Source organism: Frigoribacterium sp. 2355 (genome assembly GCF_054060695.1).
This window is the reverse complement of sequence record NZ_JBSSDL010000007.1, coordinates 1-15,745: the sequence shown is the minus strand read 5'-3', so window position 1 is coordinate 15,745 and position 15,745 is coordinate 1. Positions and strand designations below refer to the sequence as shown.

12 protein-coding genes are annotated in these 15,745 nt (G+C 72.0%); 10 read left to right on the top strand and 2 right to left on the bottom strand.

Annotated elements, in window-relative coordinates:
• Nucleotides 1-34: 34 nt before the first annotated feature.
• Together ACVJ1F_RS10085 and ACVJ1F_RS10080 are read right to left on the bottom strand one after the other, a co-directional pair.
• Nucleotides 35-1,810 carry a class I mannose-6-phosphate isomerase gene (locus ACVJ1F_RS10085; RefSeq protein WP_456885935.1) on the bottom strand — a complete coding sequence of 592 codons (1,776 nt, stop codon included), beginning with the start codon at nucleotides 1,808-1,810 and terminating at the stop codon, nucleotides 35-37.
• Nucleotides 1,811-1,921: 111 nt separating this feature from the next.
• Nucleotides 1,922-2,980: a LacI family DNA-binding transcriptional regulator gene (locus ACVJ1F_RS10080; RefSeq protein WP_456885933.1), complete on the bottom strand. Its 1,059-nt coding sequence runs from the start codon at nucleotides 2,978-2,980 to the stop codon at nucleotides 1,922-1,924.
• A gap of 97 nt (nucleotides 2,981-3,077) precedes the next feature.
• On the opposite strand from ACVJ1F_RS10080, the gene ACVJ1F_RS10075 reads away from it, so the two are divergent.
• The 10 genes from ACVJ1F_RS10075 (at nucleotide 3,078) to ACVJ1F_RS10030 (ending at nucleotide 15,427) form a co-directional block, all read left to right on the top strand.
• Entirely contained in the window at nucleotides 3,078-4,382 is a 1,305-nt protein-coding gene (locus tag ACVJ1F_RS10075) for an ABC transporter substrate-binding protein (RefSeq protein ID WP_456885931.1), read from the top strand.
• Nucleotides 4,379-5,326 carry a carbohydrate ABC transporter permease gene (locus tag ACVJ1F_RS10070; RefSeq protein WP_456885929.1) on the top strand — a complete coding sequence of 316 codons (948 nt, stop codon included), beginning with the start codon at nucleotides 4,379-4,381 and terminating at the stop codon, nucleotides 5,324-5,326. The genes ACVJ1F_RS10075 and ACVJ1F_RS10070 overlap by 4 nt, the downstream gene beginning before the upstream one ends.
• Nucleotides 5,327-5,334: 8 nt before the next feature.
• Nucleotides 5,335-6,153, top strand: coding sequence for a carbohydrate ABC transporter permease (locus tag ACVJ1F_RS10065; protein ID WP_456885927.1), 819 nt, complete (start codon nucleotides 5,335-5,337; stop codon nucleotides 6,151-6,153).
• 109 nt (nucleotides 6,154-6,262) lie between these two features.
• Nucleotides 6,263-9,379: a glycoside hydrolase family 38 N-terminal domain-containing protein gene (locus ACVJ1F_RS10060; RefSeq protein ID WP_456885925.1), complete on the top strand. Its 3,117-nt coding sequence runs from the start codon at nucleotides 6,263-6,265 to the stop codon at nucleotides 9,377-9,379.
• A 114-nt stretch (nucleotides 9,380-9,493) separates the two neighbouring features.
• Nucleotides 9,494-11,851: a sensor histidine kinase gene (locus ACVJ1F_RS10055; protein WP_456885923.1), complete on the top strand. Its 2,358-nt coding sequence runs from the start codon at nucleotides 9,494-9,496 to the stop codon at nucleotides 11,849-11,851.
• Between the two features lie 286 nt (nucleotides 11,852-12,137).
• Nucleotides 12,138-13,259, top strand: a complete 1,122-nt coding sequence (locus tag ACVJ1F_RS10050; protein ID WP_456885921.1) for a Fic family protein — start codon at nucleotides 12,138-12,140, stop codon at nucleotides 13,257-13,259.
• 392 nt (nucleotides 13,260-13,651) lie between these two features.
• Nucleotides 13,652-14,005 carry a carboxymuconolactone decarboxylase family protein gene (locus ACVJ1F_RS10045; RefSeq protein ID WP_285061885.1) on the top strand — a complete coding sequence of 118 codons (354 nt, stop codon included), beginning with the start codon at nucleotides 13,652-13,654 and terminating at the stop codon, nucleotides 14,003-14,005.
• Nucleotides 14,006-14,012: 7 nt separating this feature from the next.
• A complete protein-coding gene (locus ACVJ1F_RS10040; RefSeq protein ID WP_456885919.1) occupies nucleotides 14,013-14,423 on the top strand; it encodes a (R)-mandelonitrile lyase in 411 nt (136 codons plus the stop codon).
• Between the two features lie 123 nt (nucleotides 14,424-14,546).
• Nucleotides 14,547-14,771: a hypothetical protein gene (locus ACVJ1F_RS10035; RefSeq protein ID WP_456885917.1), complete on the top strand. Its 225-nt coding sequence runs from the start codon at nucleotides 14,547-14,549 to the stop codon at nucleotides 14,769-14,771.
• A 71-nt stretch (nucleotides 14,772-14,842) separates the two neighbouring features.
• On the top strand, nucleotides 14,843-15,427 hold the full coding sequence (locus ACVJ1F_RS10030; RefSeq protein WP_456885915.1) for a DUF1349 domain-containing protein: 585 nt from the start codon (nucleotides 14,843-14,845) through the stop codon (nucleotides 15,425-15,427).
• The last annotated feature ends 318 nt before the right edge of the window (nucleotides 15,428-15,745 follow it).

Sequence of the window (15,745 nt, the reverse complement as noted above, 5' to 3'; positions counted from 1 at the left end):
GGCCGGCCCAGCCGGGCCCGCCCGGCCGGGCCGCTCACTCGTCCCGGGCCGTGCCCCGCACCGACGCCTTGACGGTCCCCAACCGCTGCCCGACGCCGCTCCCGTGCGGGCGGACGGTGTAGGGCCCGACGGCCGCCGGGACGATGAACGTCTCGGCGTAGTGGATCACGAAGGGCTCGAACGCCCCGGTCGGACTCTCGACGACGGCCTCGGCCCCCTCGACGAGGTTGAGCACGTTGACGGTGCCCCGGGTGTCGTGGGGCACGACGTCGTCGAACCAGTGCCGGCGAACCTCGATGAACTCGAGTTCGTGCAGCCCCGTGCGCTCCTCGACCCAGCCGTCGCCGCGCGCGACCTCGGTCACCTGACCGACCAGCTCGTCACGGGCGAACCGCTCGTCGCGGTCCCACTGGACGTTGGCGAGCGCGTGGTCGAGGTGGACCGGCCGCGGGACGCCGTCGAGGCCCAGGCGCCCCCAGTCCCACATCTTGAAGGTGAAGATGTACGGCGTCGCCGAGATCTCGAGCACCATCGAGTCGGACCCCGAGCAGTGGACCGTGCCGGCCGGGATCAGGAAGTGGTCGTGCTTCGCGGCCGGGAAGGCCGCGACGAACCGTTCGGCGTCGAACGGCTCACCACCGGCGGCCGCCGTGCGCAGCGCCGACTCCATCTCGCCGCGGTCGATGCCCTCACGAAGCCCTAGGTAGACGACGGCGTCGTCCGACGCGTCGAGCAGGTAGTAGCTCTCGTCCTGCGTGTACGGCATGCCGAAGACGTCCTGCATGTAGTCGGTCAGCGGGTGGACCTGCAGCGACAGGTTGCCGCCGTCCATGGTGTCGAGGAAGTCGAAGCGGATCGGGAACTCGGCCCCGAACCGTGCGTGGGTGCGGGCGCCCAGCAGCTCGCGCGGGTGCCGGAACACCAGGTCGAGGGCGGGCAACTCGACGACGGTGCCGTCGACGGAGAGCAGCAGGCTGTTCTCCTCGGGCACGCAGTCGAAGCACCAGGCGTAGTTGCTCTCGTCGCCGACCTCGAGAACCGTCTTCATCCACTGACCACCCCAGACTCCGGGATCGAAGAACGGGACGACGCGGAACGGCCGACGGGAGGCGATCTCGAGGCCCGCGAAGAAGGTCCGCGCCTCGACGAGCTTGGCGCCGGCCATCGAGTCGTTGGCGTCGAGCACGAAGTCGAGCCGCTCGAAGAGCGCGCGCTTGTGCCGGTCGGCCGTCCGCCACTCGACGAAGTACCCGCGTTTGACCTTGCGGAGCTGGTCCTCGTCGCCGTTCCCGGCGCGCCAGTTGGGCGCCCCGGCACGCTGCCGTCGTTGGATCTCCCACCGCGCGAGGTCGGCGAGCACGATCACGTCGATGTCGACCGGGACGAGGGTGGCACCCCAGCCGTAGAGCACCACGGGCCCGTCGGCGCGCCGGACCTCGTCCGCCACGGCGGCGAGACGGTCCGCGTCGTAGAACTCGTCGAGCGTGTGGTGGCTGAGCACCCCGAAGACGCGGTCGTCGGTGAGGTCGCGCGCGATGAGTGCGTCGATCTCGTCGGTCGTGCGGGCCGCGGCCTCCTCGACGTCGATCAAGGAGGCGCGGGGCGCGACCGCCTGCAACTCGCGACGCAGCGCCTCGAGGTCGCTGCCGGGGTAGGTGTCGACGGCTAGCACGACGCCCGGTTCGAGCAGGTCGGCGAGGCGGCCCCAGGCGTCGGAGCCCGTCCAGGCCCGGTGCCCCTCGGGCAGCTCGATGACGGGGGTCTTGTCGTAGGCGCCGGGGACGACGCCGGCGGGGACGGAAGTGGTCATGCTCGCCTGCTTTCATTGATAACGTTACCAACACTAACGGACGGCAGGAGGCGCGGCAACGGCGAGCGCCTGGGGGCATCGATTCAGGGCAGCCCGCAGGGCAGGCAGGGCTCAGTGGTGGACGATGTGCACCGGAAGCTCGACGAGCTGCGGAGGCTGACCTTCGGCGGATCCGTCGAGGCGCGCCAGCAGCATCTGCGCGGAGGCGCGCCCCAGCTCGACGGGGTCGTGGTCGATGACCGAGAGCGGGACGGGCGCCATGTCGGCGAAGTCGAACGAGTCGAAGGCGAACAGTCGCGGCACGGCCGTCGTCGGCGCCTCTTCATCCCGCTGCGACAGGGCGCGCAGGACCCCCACGCTGATGCGGTTGTTCGCGGCGAAGATCGCGGTGGGCGGATCGTCGGTCGCGAGGAGGTCCCGCGTCACCGCCTCGGAGGCCGAGGCCTCCTGCAACCCGAAGACGACGAGGTCGTCGTCGACCGTGAGCCCGCGCTGCTCGAGGGCAGCCCGGAAGCCGGCCAGGCGACGACGCCCGGTCGACACCGTCTCTTTGTTGCCGAGGAACGCGATCCGCCGGTGCCCCTCGTCGAGCATCTGCGAGACCGCCTGCCGGGCCCCCTCGACGTCGTCGATCAGGACGGCGTCGGCCTGCACCCCGTCGACCGTCCGCGACGCGAGGACGAGTGGGACGCCGGCGAGTCGTTCGGGCAGGAAGCGATCGGCGTCCCCGCCGACCGGGACGACGACGAGACCCTCGACCTGGCGACCGAGGAAGTCGGACAGCAACTGGCGTTCGAGGTCGGCGTCCTCGTTGGTCGTCCCGACGAGGATGCGCCGGCCCGTCGCCGCGACGACCTGCTCGATCCCCTGCACCACACCGGCGTAGTAGGGGTTGGCGATGTTCGTGATCATCACGCCCACGAGCCCCGAACGGTGCCCGGGCCGGAGGCTGCGTGCGTTCTCGTTGCGGTGGTAGCCGACCTCGGCGACGACGCGTTCGACGTGCTCGCGGAGCGCGGGACGGACGTTCTTACCGCCGGAGAGCACCCGGGAAACGGTCATCGGACTGACGCCGGCGACGCGGGCGATGTCCTTGACCGTGACGGCCGAGCCCCTGCCCGTGCCCGTCGGGCCGGTGTCGGCCGACTGTGATCCTGCCCCTGCCGCCATCCCCCCAGATATACAGGCCCACTCCCGCTTGTCAAACCTGGAGGACTGTGGCACGGTGTTGGTAACGTTATCAATTCAACGACGAACGGAAACGACCATGGCCCACCCGATCCCTGGCGGTCCCACGGTGACCCGGCGCACGGCACTCGCCCTGGGTGGCGTGGGGCTCCTCACCGCGACCCTGGCGGCCTGCGCCCGCGGCACGGACACCCGTCCGTCGGCGCCCGGCACCGTCACCCTGAACAGCGACAATCCCACCTGGGGCCCCGGCTACGACGCGGCGTCCGCGGTCCTCGAGGCGCGCATCGGCTACCGCATCACCTCGCGCTCGATCGCCAGCGTGGCGAACTACAACCAGATCATCCGCATGACGGCGCAGACGAACAGCACGACCGACCTGATCAAGTGGACGAACGGCTACCGCCTGCAGGACATCGCCCGGGCCGACATCCTGACCGACCTCAACGAGGTGTGGGACGACGCCATCGGTCGCGGCTGGGTCGACCCGGCTCAGCGTGCGTCGTTCACCTACGAGGGCAAGGCCTACGGCGTCCCGCTCTACAAGAGCTACTACGCCGTCTTCTACAGCAAGCGCGCCTTCGCGGAGAACGGCATCGACGTCCCCGCGACGTTCGACGATCTGATGAGCGCCGCGCAGATCCTCAAGGACGCCGGCATCACGCCGTTCCTGGCTCCGGGCGCGACGACGTGGGAGTCCGAGATCTGGTTCATGCAGCTGCTGGCCTCGATCGACCCCGACTACTACGCGGCCGTGACGACGAACAAGGCGAGCTACGTCGACGACCCGGCCCGCGAGGCCATGGACCTCTGGTCGACCATGTACGCCGACGGGTTCTTCTCCGCCCCGGACGTCACGTCGAACGACCTGCCCGGCCTGGTGTCCGAGGGCCGTTTCGGCATGATGCTCTACGGCACCTGGTTCGCGAACACCCTGCTGGCCTCCGGCCTCACCGACGACGACATCGGGTTCTTCCGGGTGCCTCCCCGCGCCTCCTCGACGGCCCCGGCCGTCATCGTCGAGAGCGGTTCGCTGTCGGTCCCCGTCAAGGCCCACCGACGTGACGCGGCCGTCGACGTCGCGCGGAACTGGCTGTCGACCGACGTGCAAGAGGCCTGGGTCGGCTTCCTGGGCGACACCAGCCCCAACCCCGCGGCCCTGCCGAAGTCCGATCTCGTCAAAGACCTGGCCGCCGACATCGCCACGAACAAGCCGACCGAGCTCATCCGCTACTGGGAGGCGTCACCGACTCCCCTGGTCGAGGGCAACGTGCAAGACCTCGGGTCGTTCATGGTGACCCCGAGCACGCAGCACGGCGAGTCGGCCCTCCGGTCGATGGAGGCGCGTGCCCGCACCGAGTGGAAGATCTGGGACGCCGCATGACGCTCACCCAGCCCCCGATCCCCCGAGAAGCCGCGGCTCCCGCAGACGACGCGACCCGCGCCTCCGTCGTCGCACCGCATCGTCCCGGCCGAGCGCCGCTCGCCGGGGCCGCCTTCCTCGCACCGGCCGTCGCGCTCGTGGTGCTGCTGCTCGTCGTGCCCTTCGCGTTCACGATCTACCGCAGCTTCTTCGACGACAACGGCTTCACCCGCACCTGGGTGGGGCTCGACAACTACACGGCCATGTTCGCCGACCCGGCGTTCGGCCAGTCCGTGCTGAACACGTTCTTCTGGGTCGTCGGGACCCTCGTGCTGCCCGTCGGCCTCGGCCTCGCGATCGCGGTCGGGACGTGGAAGCTGAAACTCGGCGCCCTCGCCCGGTTCGCGGTCATCCTGCCGTACGCGATCTCGGGGTCCGCCACCGCGGTGGTGTGGACCTTCATGCTCTCGACCGACGGCGGTCTCGACACCCTGCTGCGCCTCCTCGGGCTCGATCCCCTGATCTCGCAGTGGCTGCTGCAGTGGCCGCTGAACACCGTGATGATGATCGTCGCGACGACGTGGCAGGCGACGGGAGCGTGCGTCATCCTCTTCCTCGTCGGCCTGCAGTCCATCCCGCCGAGCACGCTCGAGGCCGCGCAGCTCGACGGCGCCTCGGGGTGGCGGCTCTTCTGGGCCGTGACCTTCCCCCAGCTACGGCCCATGACGATCGTCGTCGTCGGCATCTCGATCGTCGGCAGCCTCAAGGTCTTCGATCAGGTGCTGCTGCTGACCAACGGCGGGCCGGGTACGGCGTCCGAGACGCTCGCGCTGACCATGTACCGCGAGACCTTCACCCTGTCGCGCTACGGCTCGGGGGCCGCGGTGGCGGTCTTCCTCACGGTCGTGGTCGTCGTCGCCTCGTACGCCTACCTGCGTCGCCAGCTGCGGCCGGCGAAAGACTAGGAGCCCCGATGACCAAGACCTCCCGCCGCGTGCTCGCCGTCGTCCTGACGGTCACGTCGCTGATCTGGCTGATCCCCTCGTGGCTGCTCGTGGTGAACGCCTTCACGCTGAGCAGCGAGTACTCGGGCAGCCCCTCGTGGTGGCCGACCTCGTTCTCTCTCTTCACCAACATCCGGACGGCGTTCGAGAACGCGAACGTCGGCCAGGGGATGCTGAACAGCCTGCTGTACTCGGTCGTCGGAGCGGGGGCCGCCGTGTTCATCGCCTCGCTGGCCTCGTTCGCGGTGACGATCATGCCGCTCAAGCGCCCGACCCTGTGGTTCTGGGTCATCTACGTCGGCACGATCCTGCCGCTGCAAGCGTTCCTCTCTCCCCTGTTCACGGGCTACGCCGCGGCGTCGCTGTTCGACACGCAGTACGGCATGCTGCTCGTCTACATCGCCCTCACGATCCCGTTCGCGTTCTTCGTCGTGCGGGGCCACATGACGGGCCTGCCGAACGAGGTGCGCGAAGCGGCGTCGCTCGACGGTGCCGGCTGGGCGCGCATGTTCTTCCAGGTGCACCTGCCGCTGTCGACGAGTGCGCTGATGGCGGCGTTCGTCTTCCAGTTCACCTGGATCTGGAACGACCTGCTGTTCGGCCTGACCCTGTCGTCGAGTTCGAACATCCGGCCGGTCATGGCGACGCTCGCCGACCTCACCGGCAACTACTCGACCTACGGTCCGCCGGTCGCGCTGGCCGGTGCCCTGGTCGCGTCGTTGCCGACGATCATCGTGTTCTTCTCGTTCCAGCGCTTCTTCGCCCGCGGGCTGAACCCGACCGCCTGACCCGCACCGCGCCTCCTCGACGTCACCGCCCGTCCCCCTCGCGCCACGTCCCTCGCACCACGTCCCCCGCACCACCGTCCCTCGCATCACCGTCTGGAGAACCACCCCGATGACCGAAGCCGCCCTCGTCTCCGCCCAGCCCTGGTCCCACCTCGAGGCCCGCGCCGGCCTGCTCGACCGGGCCACCGCCGTGACGGCCACCGTCGGCGGGGCGCGTGTGCGCGTCGTGCCCGAGCCGCTGAAGACCACCGTCGACGGCGTCCCCGCCCAGAGCCTGCGCCTCCTCGTCGACGACGAGGCCGCGCGGGCAGCACTCGACCACGTCTCCGTCACGGGCACGGACGGGGTCGAGCTGATCGTCGGTCGACCGGCGGCTCCCGACGACCTGTCGGTGCGCCTCCTGGTCCGAGAGGTCGACGCCCCGACCGAGGTGCACCTGCACCTGCCCGGCCTCGGGACGGACGTGGTCACGGTCACGCTCGAGCCGCAGCGCGACTGGCACGTGCACGTCGTGCACCACTCGCACTTCGACTTCGGCTACACCGACCCCCAGACCAACGTCATCTCGTCGCAGCGGTCGTACCTCGACTCGGCCGTCGAGCTCGCCGCGGCGACCGACGACTGGCCCGACGCCGCCCGATTCCGCTGGAACGTCGAGGCGCTCTGGGCCTTCACCGACTGGGAGCGCCACCGTCCCGCCGCCGCGGTCGCCGAGTTCGTGCGCCTCGTCAAGGAGGGGCGGGTCGGCCTGAGCGCGCTGCCCTTCAACCTGCACACGGACACCTGCTCCACCGAAGAACTGCACCAGCTGCTGCGTGAGGCGCGGCGCATCCGCGACGAATACGGCATCGACTTCACGACGGCGATGCAGACCGACGTCCCCGGGCAGGTCGCCGGCCTGCCCGACGCCCTGCAGGAGGTCGGGGTCAAGTACCTCGCGGTGGCTCACAACTGGGCCGGCCGGTCGATGCCGCACATGAACGGTGCGCTCGACCTGCCGCGGATGTTCCGGTGGCGCACCCCCGCCGGCGGCTCGGTGATCGTCTGGATGACCGACAGCCCCCACGGCCTCGCCTACATGGAGGGTCCGATGGTGGGCCTCACCGAGGAGTACGAGGTCGCCGAGACCTACCTGCCGGCCTACCTGACGGCCCTGGCGAACCGCGGCTACCCGTTCCCGCCCGGTGTCTTCGGTGCCCACGGCGAAGAGGCCGAGGGGCGGCCCGGCTACCCGTGGGACGTCCTGCACCTGCGCACCCAGGGCTTCATGGGCGACAACGGCCCGGCCCGCCTGCACCTGGCCGAGACCGTGCGCCGCTGGAACGAGACCTGGACGTCGCCGCAGCTGAGGGTGTCGACGAACGAGGACTTCTTCGCCGAGGCCGAGGCACGGCACGGCGACGAGCTCGTCACGGTCGAGGGCGACTGGGGAGACTGGTGGGTCGAGGGCGTCGGCTCCGGTGCGGTGCCGCTGGCCCTGACCCGGGAGGCGCAGGCGTCGGTCAGCGACGCGCAGTCCTTCTCGCAGGCGGCCGCGTGGCTCGGCGGCTCGGCCGTGCCGACCGAGCGGGCGGACGCCGACCACGTCTACGACGCCGTCTCGATGTTCAACGAGCACACCTGGGGAGCGAGCAACTCGTGGACCCACGGCGACGAGGGGTACGACTCCGGCGAGCGCCAGTGGCAGTGGAAGGTGGGCCAGGGCATCGCTGCGCACCAACGCGGCCGCGACCTCGAGGAGCACGCGCTCGTCTACCTCGCCGAGGCCGTCCGAGCGGCCGACGGTGCCCTCACGAGCATCCTCGTGGCGAACGCCTCGGGTGCGACGAGGACGGGGGCCGTGCGGTTCCTGCTCAAGGAGTCGACGGTGCCGCTCGGTGCCTCCATCGGCCTGCGCGACGGTCGCGGCGGCGACGACCTGCCCCACGTCGAGGACGCCCAGTCGAACAGCCTGCACCGCGAGTCCGGTCGCTGGGTCACGGTCCAGGTGCGGGACGTCCCGGGCTGGGGTTTCGTCCGGCTCGACGTCGTGTCGGCGGACAGGGCACCGGTCGAGCCCGTCGTGCACGGGGCCTTGACGACGCCCCTCAGCGAGCTCTTCACGCTCGAGAATGAGTTCCTCCGCGTGCGGGTCGACCCTCGGACGTCGGCCATCAGCTCGCTGGTCGAACTCGCGACCGGGCGCGAGCTCGTCGACGCGGGTGCCCCGACCGGCTTCAACGCGTACGTCTACGACGAGTACGGGTCGTCGGGTGCGGGGGTGAACCATCTCGCCAACAAGCTGTGGAGTTCGGACCGGCTCGAGCTGCTCGCGTCACGCTCCACCGGTGGGCCGGCGGTGCTGGTCGAGCGTGTGGCGGACGCCGTCGAAGAGCGGTTGGTCTTCTCGTTCTCCGCGCCCGGTGTGGACGAGGTCCGCGTGACGCTCCGTCTGCGCCACGGCGAGCCGCGCCTCCTGATCGCGAACCGGCTGACGAAGCCTGTGACCCGCACGAAGGAGAGCGCGTTCTTCGCGTTCCCGTTCGCGGCCGCCGAGCCGACGGTGCGCTACGAGGTGTCCGGCGGGGTGACGGGTTCCGGGCTCTCGCACGTGCCCGGGGCCCCGCAGCACATGCGGGCGATCCGCAACTGGGTGACCGTCGAGGACGGACCGGAGGCGGTGGCCTGGGTCACGAAGGACGCGCCGCTCGTCATGCCGGGCACGATCAGCCTCCCCTACGCGCCGTTCCCGGCGAGCACGAGCCCGGTCGGCGCGGCGACGGTCTACTCGTGGGTGCACAACAACGTCTGGGACACGAACTTCCCCATCGAGCAAGGCTTCGACGCGACCTTCGAGTACGCGGTCGGCGTGCGTGCCCGCCCGGGGCAGGCCGTCGAGGCCGTCGCGCTGGCGACGACCGCGGACCTCGTCCGGCCGCTGACGTCGGTACCGGCCAGCACGTCGGGGGTCGAGGAGCGCGCCTCGGTCGAGCTGCTCACCCTCGACGACGACCGGGTGCGGCTCGTCGCGATCGTGTCCGACGGCGAGGCCTCGTCGATGGTGCAGCTGCAGTCGATCGCCGACGAGGCCACGACGGTCACGCTCGGGTTCGGTGTCGACGTCGCGTCGGTCGAGCGCACGACCTTCCTCGGCGACACGATCGGGCCGCTCGAGCTGCGGGGCTCGACGGTCGCGGTGGCGCTGCGGCCGTACGAGTCGGTGGGCGTCCGCGTGCGACGCGGGTGAGCCGAGGAGGCGCGGTGTCCGTCGGACCGGCACCGCGCCTCCTGACCGGGGTCGGCCGCTCGCGGCCCGTTCTGGGGCCTCGTGTCGCGAGGTCGTCCGACGTAGCGTTCAGGGGTGTCAGCAGGTGTCGTGGGTCAGACGTCTGCCCGCACACCTCCTACGACCGGTGACGCCACGGAGGCGCCCCGCCCGCTGCACATCGATCCCCCGGCCGTCGATCCGCCGGCCGATGACGACTCCCTGCGCCTCGGCATGGAGCGGAGCATGGCGGCGACGCTGGCCGTCGCCGCGTCCCTGCTGGTGCTGCTCGCCCTGCCGGACTTCACCGCGGAACACCTGCCGGGGTTGACGCCACTCGTCGTCGTGTCGCTCTTCCTCGGCGGGTCGATGCTCGCGGCGCTGCCGCTCGCGCTGCTCCGTCGCCCGGGGCCCGTCCGGGCAGGCCTGTGGATCCCCGTCGCGGCCTACGTCGGCCTCCTCGTCCTCGAGCCTTTCCAGACCCACCGCACCACCGTGGACGACGGGACGATCCCGTGGCTGGTGGGCCTGTCCCTCGTCGCGTTCGCCTGCACGGCGGTGGCCGAGGTCGACCCCGTGCGCGCCGGGATCATCTGCGGCGGCATCGACGCGGCTCTCGCCGCCGCCTACTGGGGACGGTTCCCGTTCATCGACAACCTCCTCGAGTTCATCGGCCTCGGCCTGCTCGCCGCCGCGCTCGTCGTCGGCGTGAAGGCCCTGCGGGCCCGGGCCGACCAGGCCGACGCCGCCGAACACCGCGCCCAGTTGCTGTTCGAGGGCCAGCAACGGCAGGAGGCCACCGAGGTCGAACGGGTGCGGACCGACGCGCTGTTGCACGACACCGTCCTGGCCGCGCTCCTCACGGCGGGTGGCGACCACTCCCCCGAGCGGACCGCCGCCGTCGCCCGGTCGGCCCTCGACATCGTCTCCGACGTGGACCACCACGCCACCTTGCAGCCGACGACCGTCCCCTTTGGCGAGGTCGTCTCGGCGGTCGAGTCCGAGCTCGCCCCGCTGCGCGCCGCCGCCCGGGTCGACCTGGCCGCGGTCCGCGACGTCCTGCTGCCGCCCGCCACGGCCGAGGCGCTCGTGTCGGCGACGCTGCAGGCCCTGACCAACAGCGTCCGTCATGCAGGAGCCTCGGCCGACCGGGCGGCGACGGCCACGCGCCTCGAGGGCGGCGGCCTGCGCATCACCGTCTCGGACGACGGAGCGGGCTTCGACCCGGACCGGGTGTCCGCCGAGCGGCTCGGGGTGCGCGTGTCGATCTTCGAGCGCGTGCGCCTCGCGGGGGGTTCCGCGAGCATCCGGTCGGCACCGGGTCGCGGGACCGCCGTCCACCTCGAGTGGCACCCGACCGGCGGCACGCCGACCGTCGCCCGCCGCCCGGGCGAGGCCCTGCTGAACCTGATCCCCCGACGTCAACTCTCGCGCGTCCTCGGCGTCGTGATCGTCGTGGCGGTCCTCATCGCGACCGTGGACGCCGTGCTGGTCACCCACGCGTACGGCTCCGTCGTCGCCTCGCTCCTCGGCCTGCTGATCCTGCCGGCCCTGGTCCGCGGGGCGAGACGCGGCTGGATGTCGAGCCGGACGGCGTGGGGCACGACGGCGGTCAGCTGCCTTTTGTGCGCCGTCGCCACCATCGGCCTCGATCCGGAGGCATTCGACTACGTCTCGATCGCCCGGTACACCTGCGGGGTGCTGGCGGGCGCCGTGATGGGGTGGATGGCCGGACGCAAGGGACCGCCCGTCGTCGCCGTCGCGGTGCTCGTCGCGCAGATCACGTTGTGGGCGGGGCCCACCGGGGCCATCCGCCTGGGTCTCGCCGGCGAGATCGTCGTGGTCATCGCCGCCCTGCTGATGCACCAGGCGATCCGACAGGTCACCTCGGCGGCGCGGGTCGCCGCGGGCCAGCACCGCGAGCTCACCATCGCGCAGGCCGAGCTCGACGCCGTCCACCACGAACGCCACCGGCGGCTGCAGCACGCCCACCGCACCGTCGCCCCGACCCTCCGACACGTCGTCGACGCCCGGGGCGAGCTCGACGAGGCCACCCGGGCCGAGTGCCGGGTGCTCGAGCAGTCGCTCCGGGACGAGATCCGGGGGCGCGGCCTGCTCAACGACGCCGTCCGGGCGAGCGTCGAGGCGCTGCGGCGTCGGGGATCGCTCGTGCAGGTGCTCGACGACGGCGGGCTCGACGACGTCGCGCCCGAGACCCTGGACGCCCTGCTCGACGACGTCGCGCGCCGTCTCGAGCCCGTCCGGTCGAGCCGCGTCGTCCTTCGCTCGGGCCACCCCGAGTCCGGCACCGCCGTCACCATCGTCGCGTCGACCCCGGACGAGACCGCCGCGGCCCTCGGTCTCGACGCCGACGACGAGGTGGACCTCTGGGTCACGATCCCCCATCCCGTGGGTGCCGTCTCCGGAGGAGGCGAGCGTCGCACCGCCGAGTGAACGTCGCACCGCCGAAGTGGGCGATGCGACGTCCAGCCGACGGTGCGCCACCGGCACCGACAGGAGGCGCGGTGCCGGTCGGACCGGCACCGCGCCTCGGTCGGACCGGCGATTTCGGTCGGCTCCCGCTGGCAGCACCTCGTCCGCTATTGTCACCAATCAGCAATAAGTGTCATCGTTGGCCCAGTTGTTGACGATTGGATGACCGATGGCGAACTGGCCGGCACACACGACGCGCACCGTGCCGTGGACCAGCTCGAGTCGTCGTGGCACCCGGGATGATCGGATGCTCTCCGAGATCCAGGCGTCGATCCCGCCGACGATCGCCGATCTCGACGTACCCGTCCATTCCGACCGCGATCTCTCGCGAGCCCGCTACGAGGCCGTCGACCTCGAGCGGGTCGCCGACGGTGTGCTCAGCCCGCTCGCCGGCTTCCTGATCCGCATGGAGTCGGTGGCATCGAGCCGTATCGAACACGTCGAGGCATCGCCCCTCGCGTTCGCACGGGCCATCGGCGGCCTGAAGGAGAACGACTCGGCGATGTCGATGGTGGCCGCCGGCGCCGCCATCACGAAGCTCGTCGCTGCTTCCGGTGCGACCATCTCGCTCGACGAGATCCTCACCGCGCACGGGGCGCTCATGCGAGACGACCCGGACGTGACCGAGCGGCCGTACGCAGGCCGCGTGCGCGACGTGCAGAACTGGATCGGCGGCTCGCAGTACTCGCCACGGAACGCGCTCTACGTCCCGCCGCCCCCGGAGGACGTCCCCGACCTCCTCGACGATCTGGTCGCCTTCTCGAACCGGGACGACGTCGAGCCCATCACCCAGGCGGCGATCGCCCACGCGCAGTTCGAGAGCATCCACCCGTTCACCGACGGCAACGGTCGCATCGGCCGCGCTCTCATCGGGGCGATCCTCCGCCGTCGCGGCGTGACGCCGCACACGGTGCTGCCTGTGGCGAGCGCCCTCGCGGCGGACACGACCCACTACTTCTCGCTGCTCACCGCCTACCGCTCCGGCGACGTCGCCCCGATCGTGACGGACCTCGCGCTCTGCGTCGAGACGGCGGCCCGCGAGGCCCGAGGCACGGCACGTCTCTTCGCCGGGTACGTGGACGCCTGGCGCGACCAGGCGGCACCCCGAGCCGGCAGCGCGGCCGACCGCATCCTGCCCGTCCTGCTGACGTTGCCGGTCTTCACCGTCGAGCAGCTCGTCGACGAGATGCGCGACCTGCCCGAGCGAAGCGTCTACAGGGGCGTCGAGGTGCTCGTGGAACACCACGTGGTCGAAGCAGTCACCGAACGTGTCCGAGGGCGCGCCTACGCCGCGATGGACGTCCTCGACGAGTTCGACGACCTCGACACCCGCATCCGCGAGCGCATCACCCGACTGCGCGGGGCCTGACACCCGCAGGAGGCGGGGGGGGGGGGGGGCCCGGGGCCCCCCCCCGGGCGGGGGGGGCGCGGGGCCCCCCGGCGGGGGGGGGGGGGGGGGGGGGCCCGCGCGGGGGGCCCCGCCCCCCCCCCCCCCCCCCGCGCGCCCCCCCCCCCCCGGGGGGGGGCCCCCCCCCCGCGGGGGGGGGGGGGCGGGCCCCCCCCCCCCCCCGCCTCCTGAGGTGGCCGCGTCGTCCCCGTCGCGTGCGTGGCGAGGCTGAGGGACCCTGGCGGGGCCTCCCTGCCCCGCCCGCGCCGGCCTAGCGTCGAGAGCGACCCGGCCCGGCGGGCACCCCGCCGCCCGGAGCCGGCGTCCGGCACCGGACGTCCCGGCCCCCGACACCCACCACCAGGAGCTCAGCCATGTCAGATCAGCCCGTCCAGGTCGGCGGAGGACGCACCCTCTTCGGCGACTTCGCCCCCAAGCTCGCCGAACTCACCGACGACGTCCTCTTCGCCGACGTCTGGAACCGCCCCGAACTGTCCGCGCGCGACCGCAGCCTCGTCACCGTCGCGGTGCTCACCGCCGGCGGCAACACCGAGCAGCTGCGGTTCCACCTCGGCCGCGCCGTCGAGAACGGCGTCACCCGGGACGAGCTCGTCGAGGCGATCACCCACGTGACGCTCTACGCGGGCTGGCCCCGCGGGATGGCCGCCATGGGCGTCGCCAAGGAGCTCTTCACCGACGACGCAGACGACGACACCGACGAGAAGTGAGGAACCCGTGAAGATCCTGCCCCCGCAGCCCACGACCCTGAACCCCGACGAGCAGTTCCCGGGTCAGGTGTGGCTCGACCCCATCGTCACCCCGCAGACCGACGACCAGCGCACGACGGTCGCGAAGGTCCGCTTCGCCCCCGGCGCGCGGACCGCCTGGCACCACCACGCGCGAGGCCAGTTCCTGTACGTCACCCAGGGCGTCGCCCGGTTCGGCACCCGCGACGGGAAGGTCGTCGACGTCCACCCCGGGCAGACGATCTACCTCGCGCCCGGCGAGGAGCACTTCCACGCCGCCGCCGAGGGCAGCTTCATGGAGCACGTCGCCGTCCTCGAGGCGGCCGACGACCCGGCCACCACCACGACCTGGCTCGAGCGCATCACCGACGAGGACTACGCCGGCCGGGACGCCGGCTGAGGCGCCGAGACCCCAGGAAGTCGCCGAGGAGGCGCGGTGCGATTCGATCCGGCACCGCGCCTCCTCGGGTCGCTCCGTCGCGCGGCCGAGCCGTTCGCGGCCGAACGCTCGTAGGGTCGAGGGATGACGACGACGACCTGGACGACCCTGCAACTCATCCTCTCCGCCGGAGTGGTCGTGTGCGGCGCGCTGCTGACGAGGGGTGGTAGTGACCTCGTGGGCGTGCTGATGATCCTCAGCGGGTCGGCCTCGATCGTGGTCGGGCTGCGGGCCATGGCCGTGACCCGGCGCGTCGAGAGGCAGCACGCCGCCCTCGAGGCCGGCGACCCGCCGACGCACGAGCGCTGACGCCAGCAGCCCGGACGGCACCGCCGACGCCACCGCCACTCCCGCCGACCACCACCGAGCACGAGGCCCCCATGACCGACATCCCCTGGACCACCGGCACCTGGACCACCGAGCCCACGGCCGTCGACGTCGCCGACGACGGCATGCGCGTCACGGCGGCCGAGGGCAGCGACGCCTGGCGCCTCACGTCGTACGGGTTCGTCCACGACACCGAGCACGCCCTGGTCGCCCCGTTGGAGCAGGGCACCGCCATGGAGGTATCGTTCGTGCTCGACTTCTCGGCGCAGTTCGACCAGGCCGGGATCTTCGTCTCGGTCGACCCCGAGACCTGGGTCAAGGCCGGGGTCGAGCTCAGCGACGGCGAGCAGAGCCTCGGCGCCGTCGTGACGCGGGGCGAGTCCGACTGGTCGCTCTCCCCGGTCGAGTGGACCGGCCGCACCGTGACGATCCGAGCCAGCCGCTCCGGAGACGCGCTCACCATCCGGGCCCGGGTCGACGCCGAGCCCTGGCGCCTGGTCCGCGTCGCCCCGCTCGCCCCGGACGCCGCGGCGAGCGCCGGCCCCTTCTGCTGCGCCCCCTCGCGCGCCGACCTCACCGTGCACTTCACCTCGTGGACGACGTCCGCCGCCGACGAGAGCCTCCACCCCGAGGACTGAGCACGTGCCCGACCCCGCGGGCCGCGCCCGACGCCGCGGCCTGGGGACGGCCCCGTGGGCTGGGGACGGCGGAACCGAGGAGGCGCGACGACGCTCGGCGACGGGTCGGTCACCGTCGAGGTCCGTTCTCGACAATTTTGTTGAGCGCACTCAGGATTGAGCACACTCGAATGCTCGACGCCGAGACCCCTCGGACCGAGGACGTCACGGGCCGCGCCGGCGAGCCCATCACCCGCAGCCTCCGGGCGGGGGGGGGGGGGGGGGGGGGGGGGGGGGCGGGGGGGGCGGGGGGGGGCCGGGGGGGCGGCCGGAGTGGGG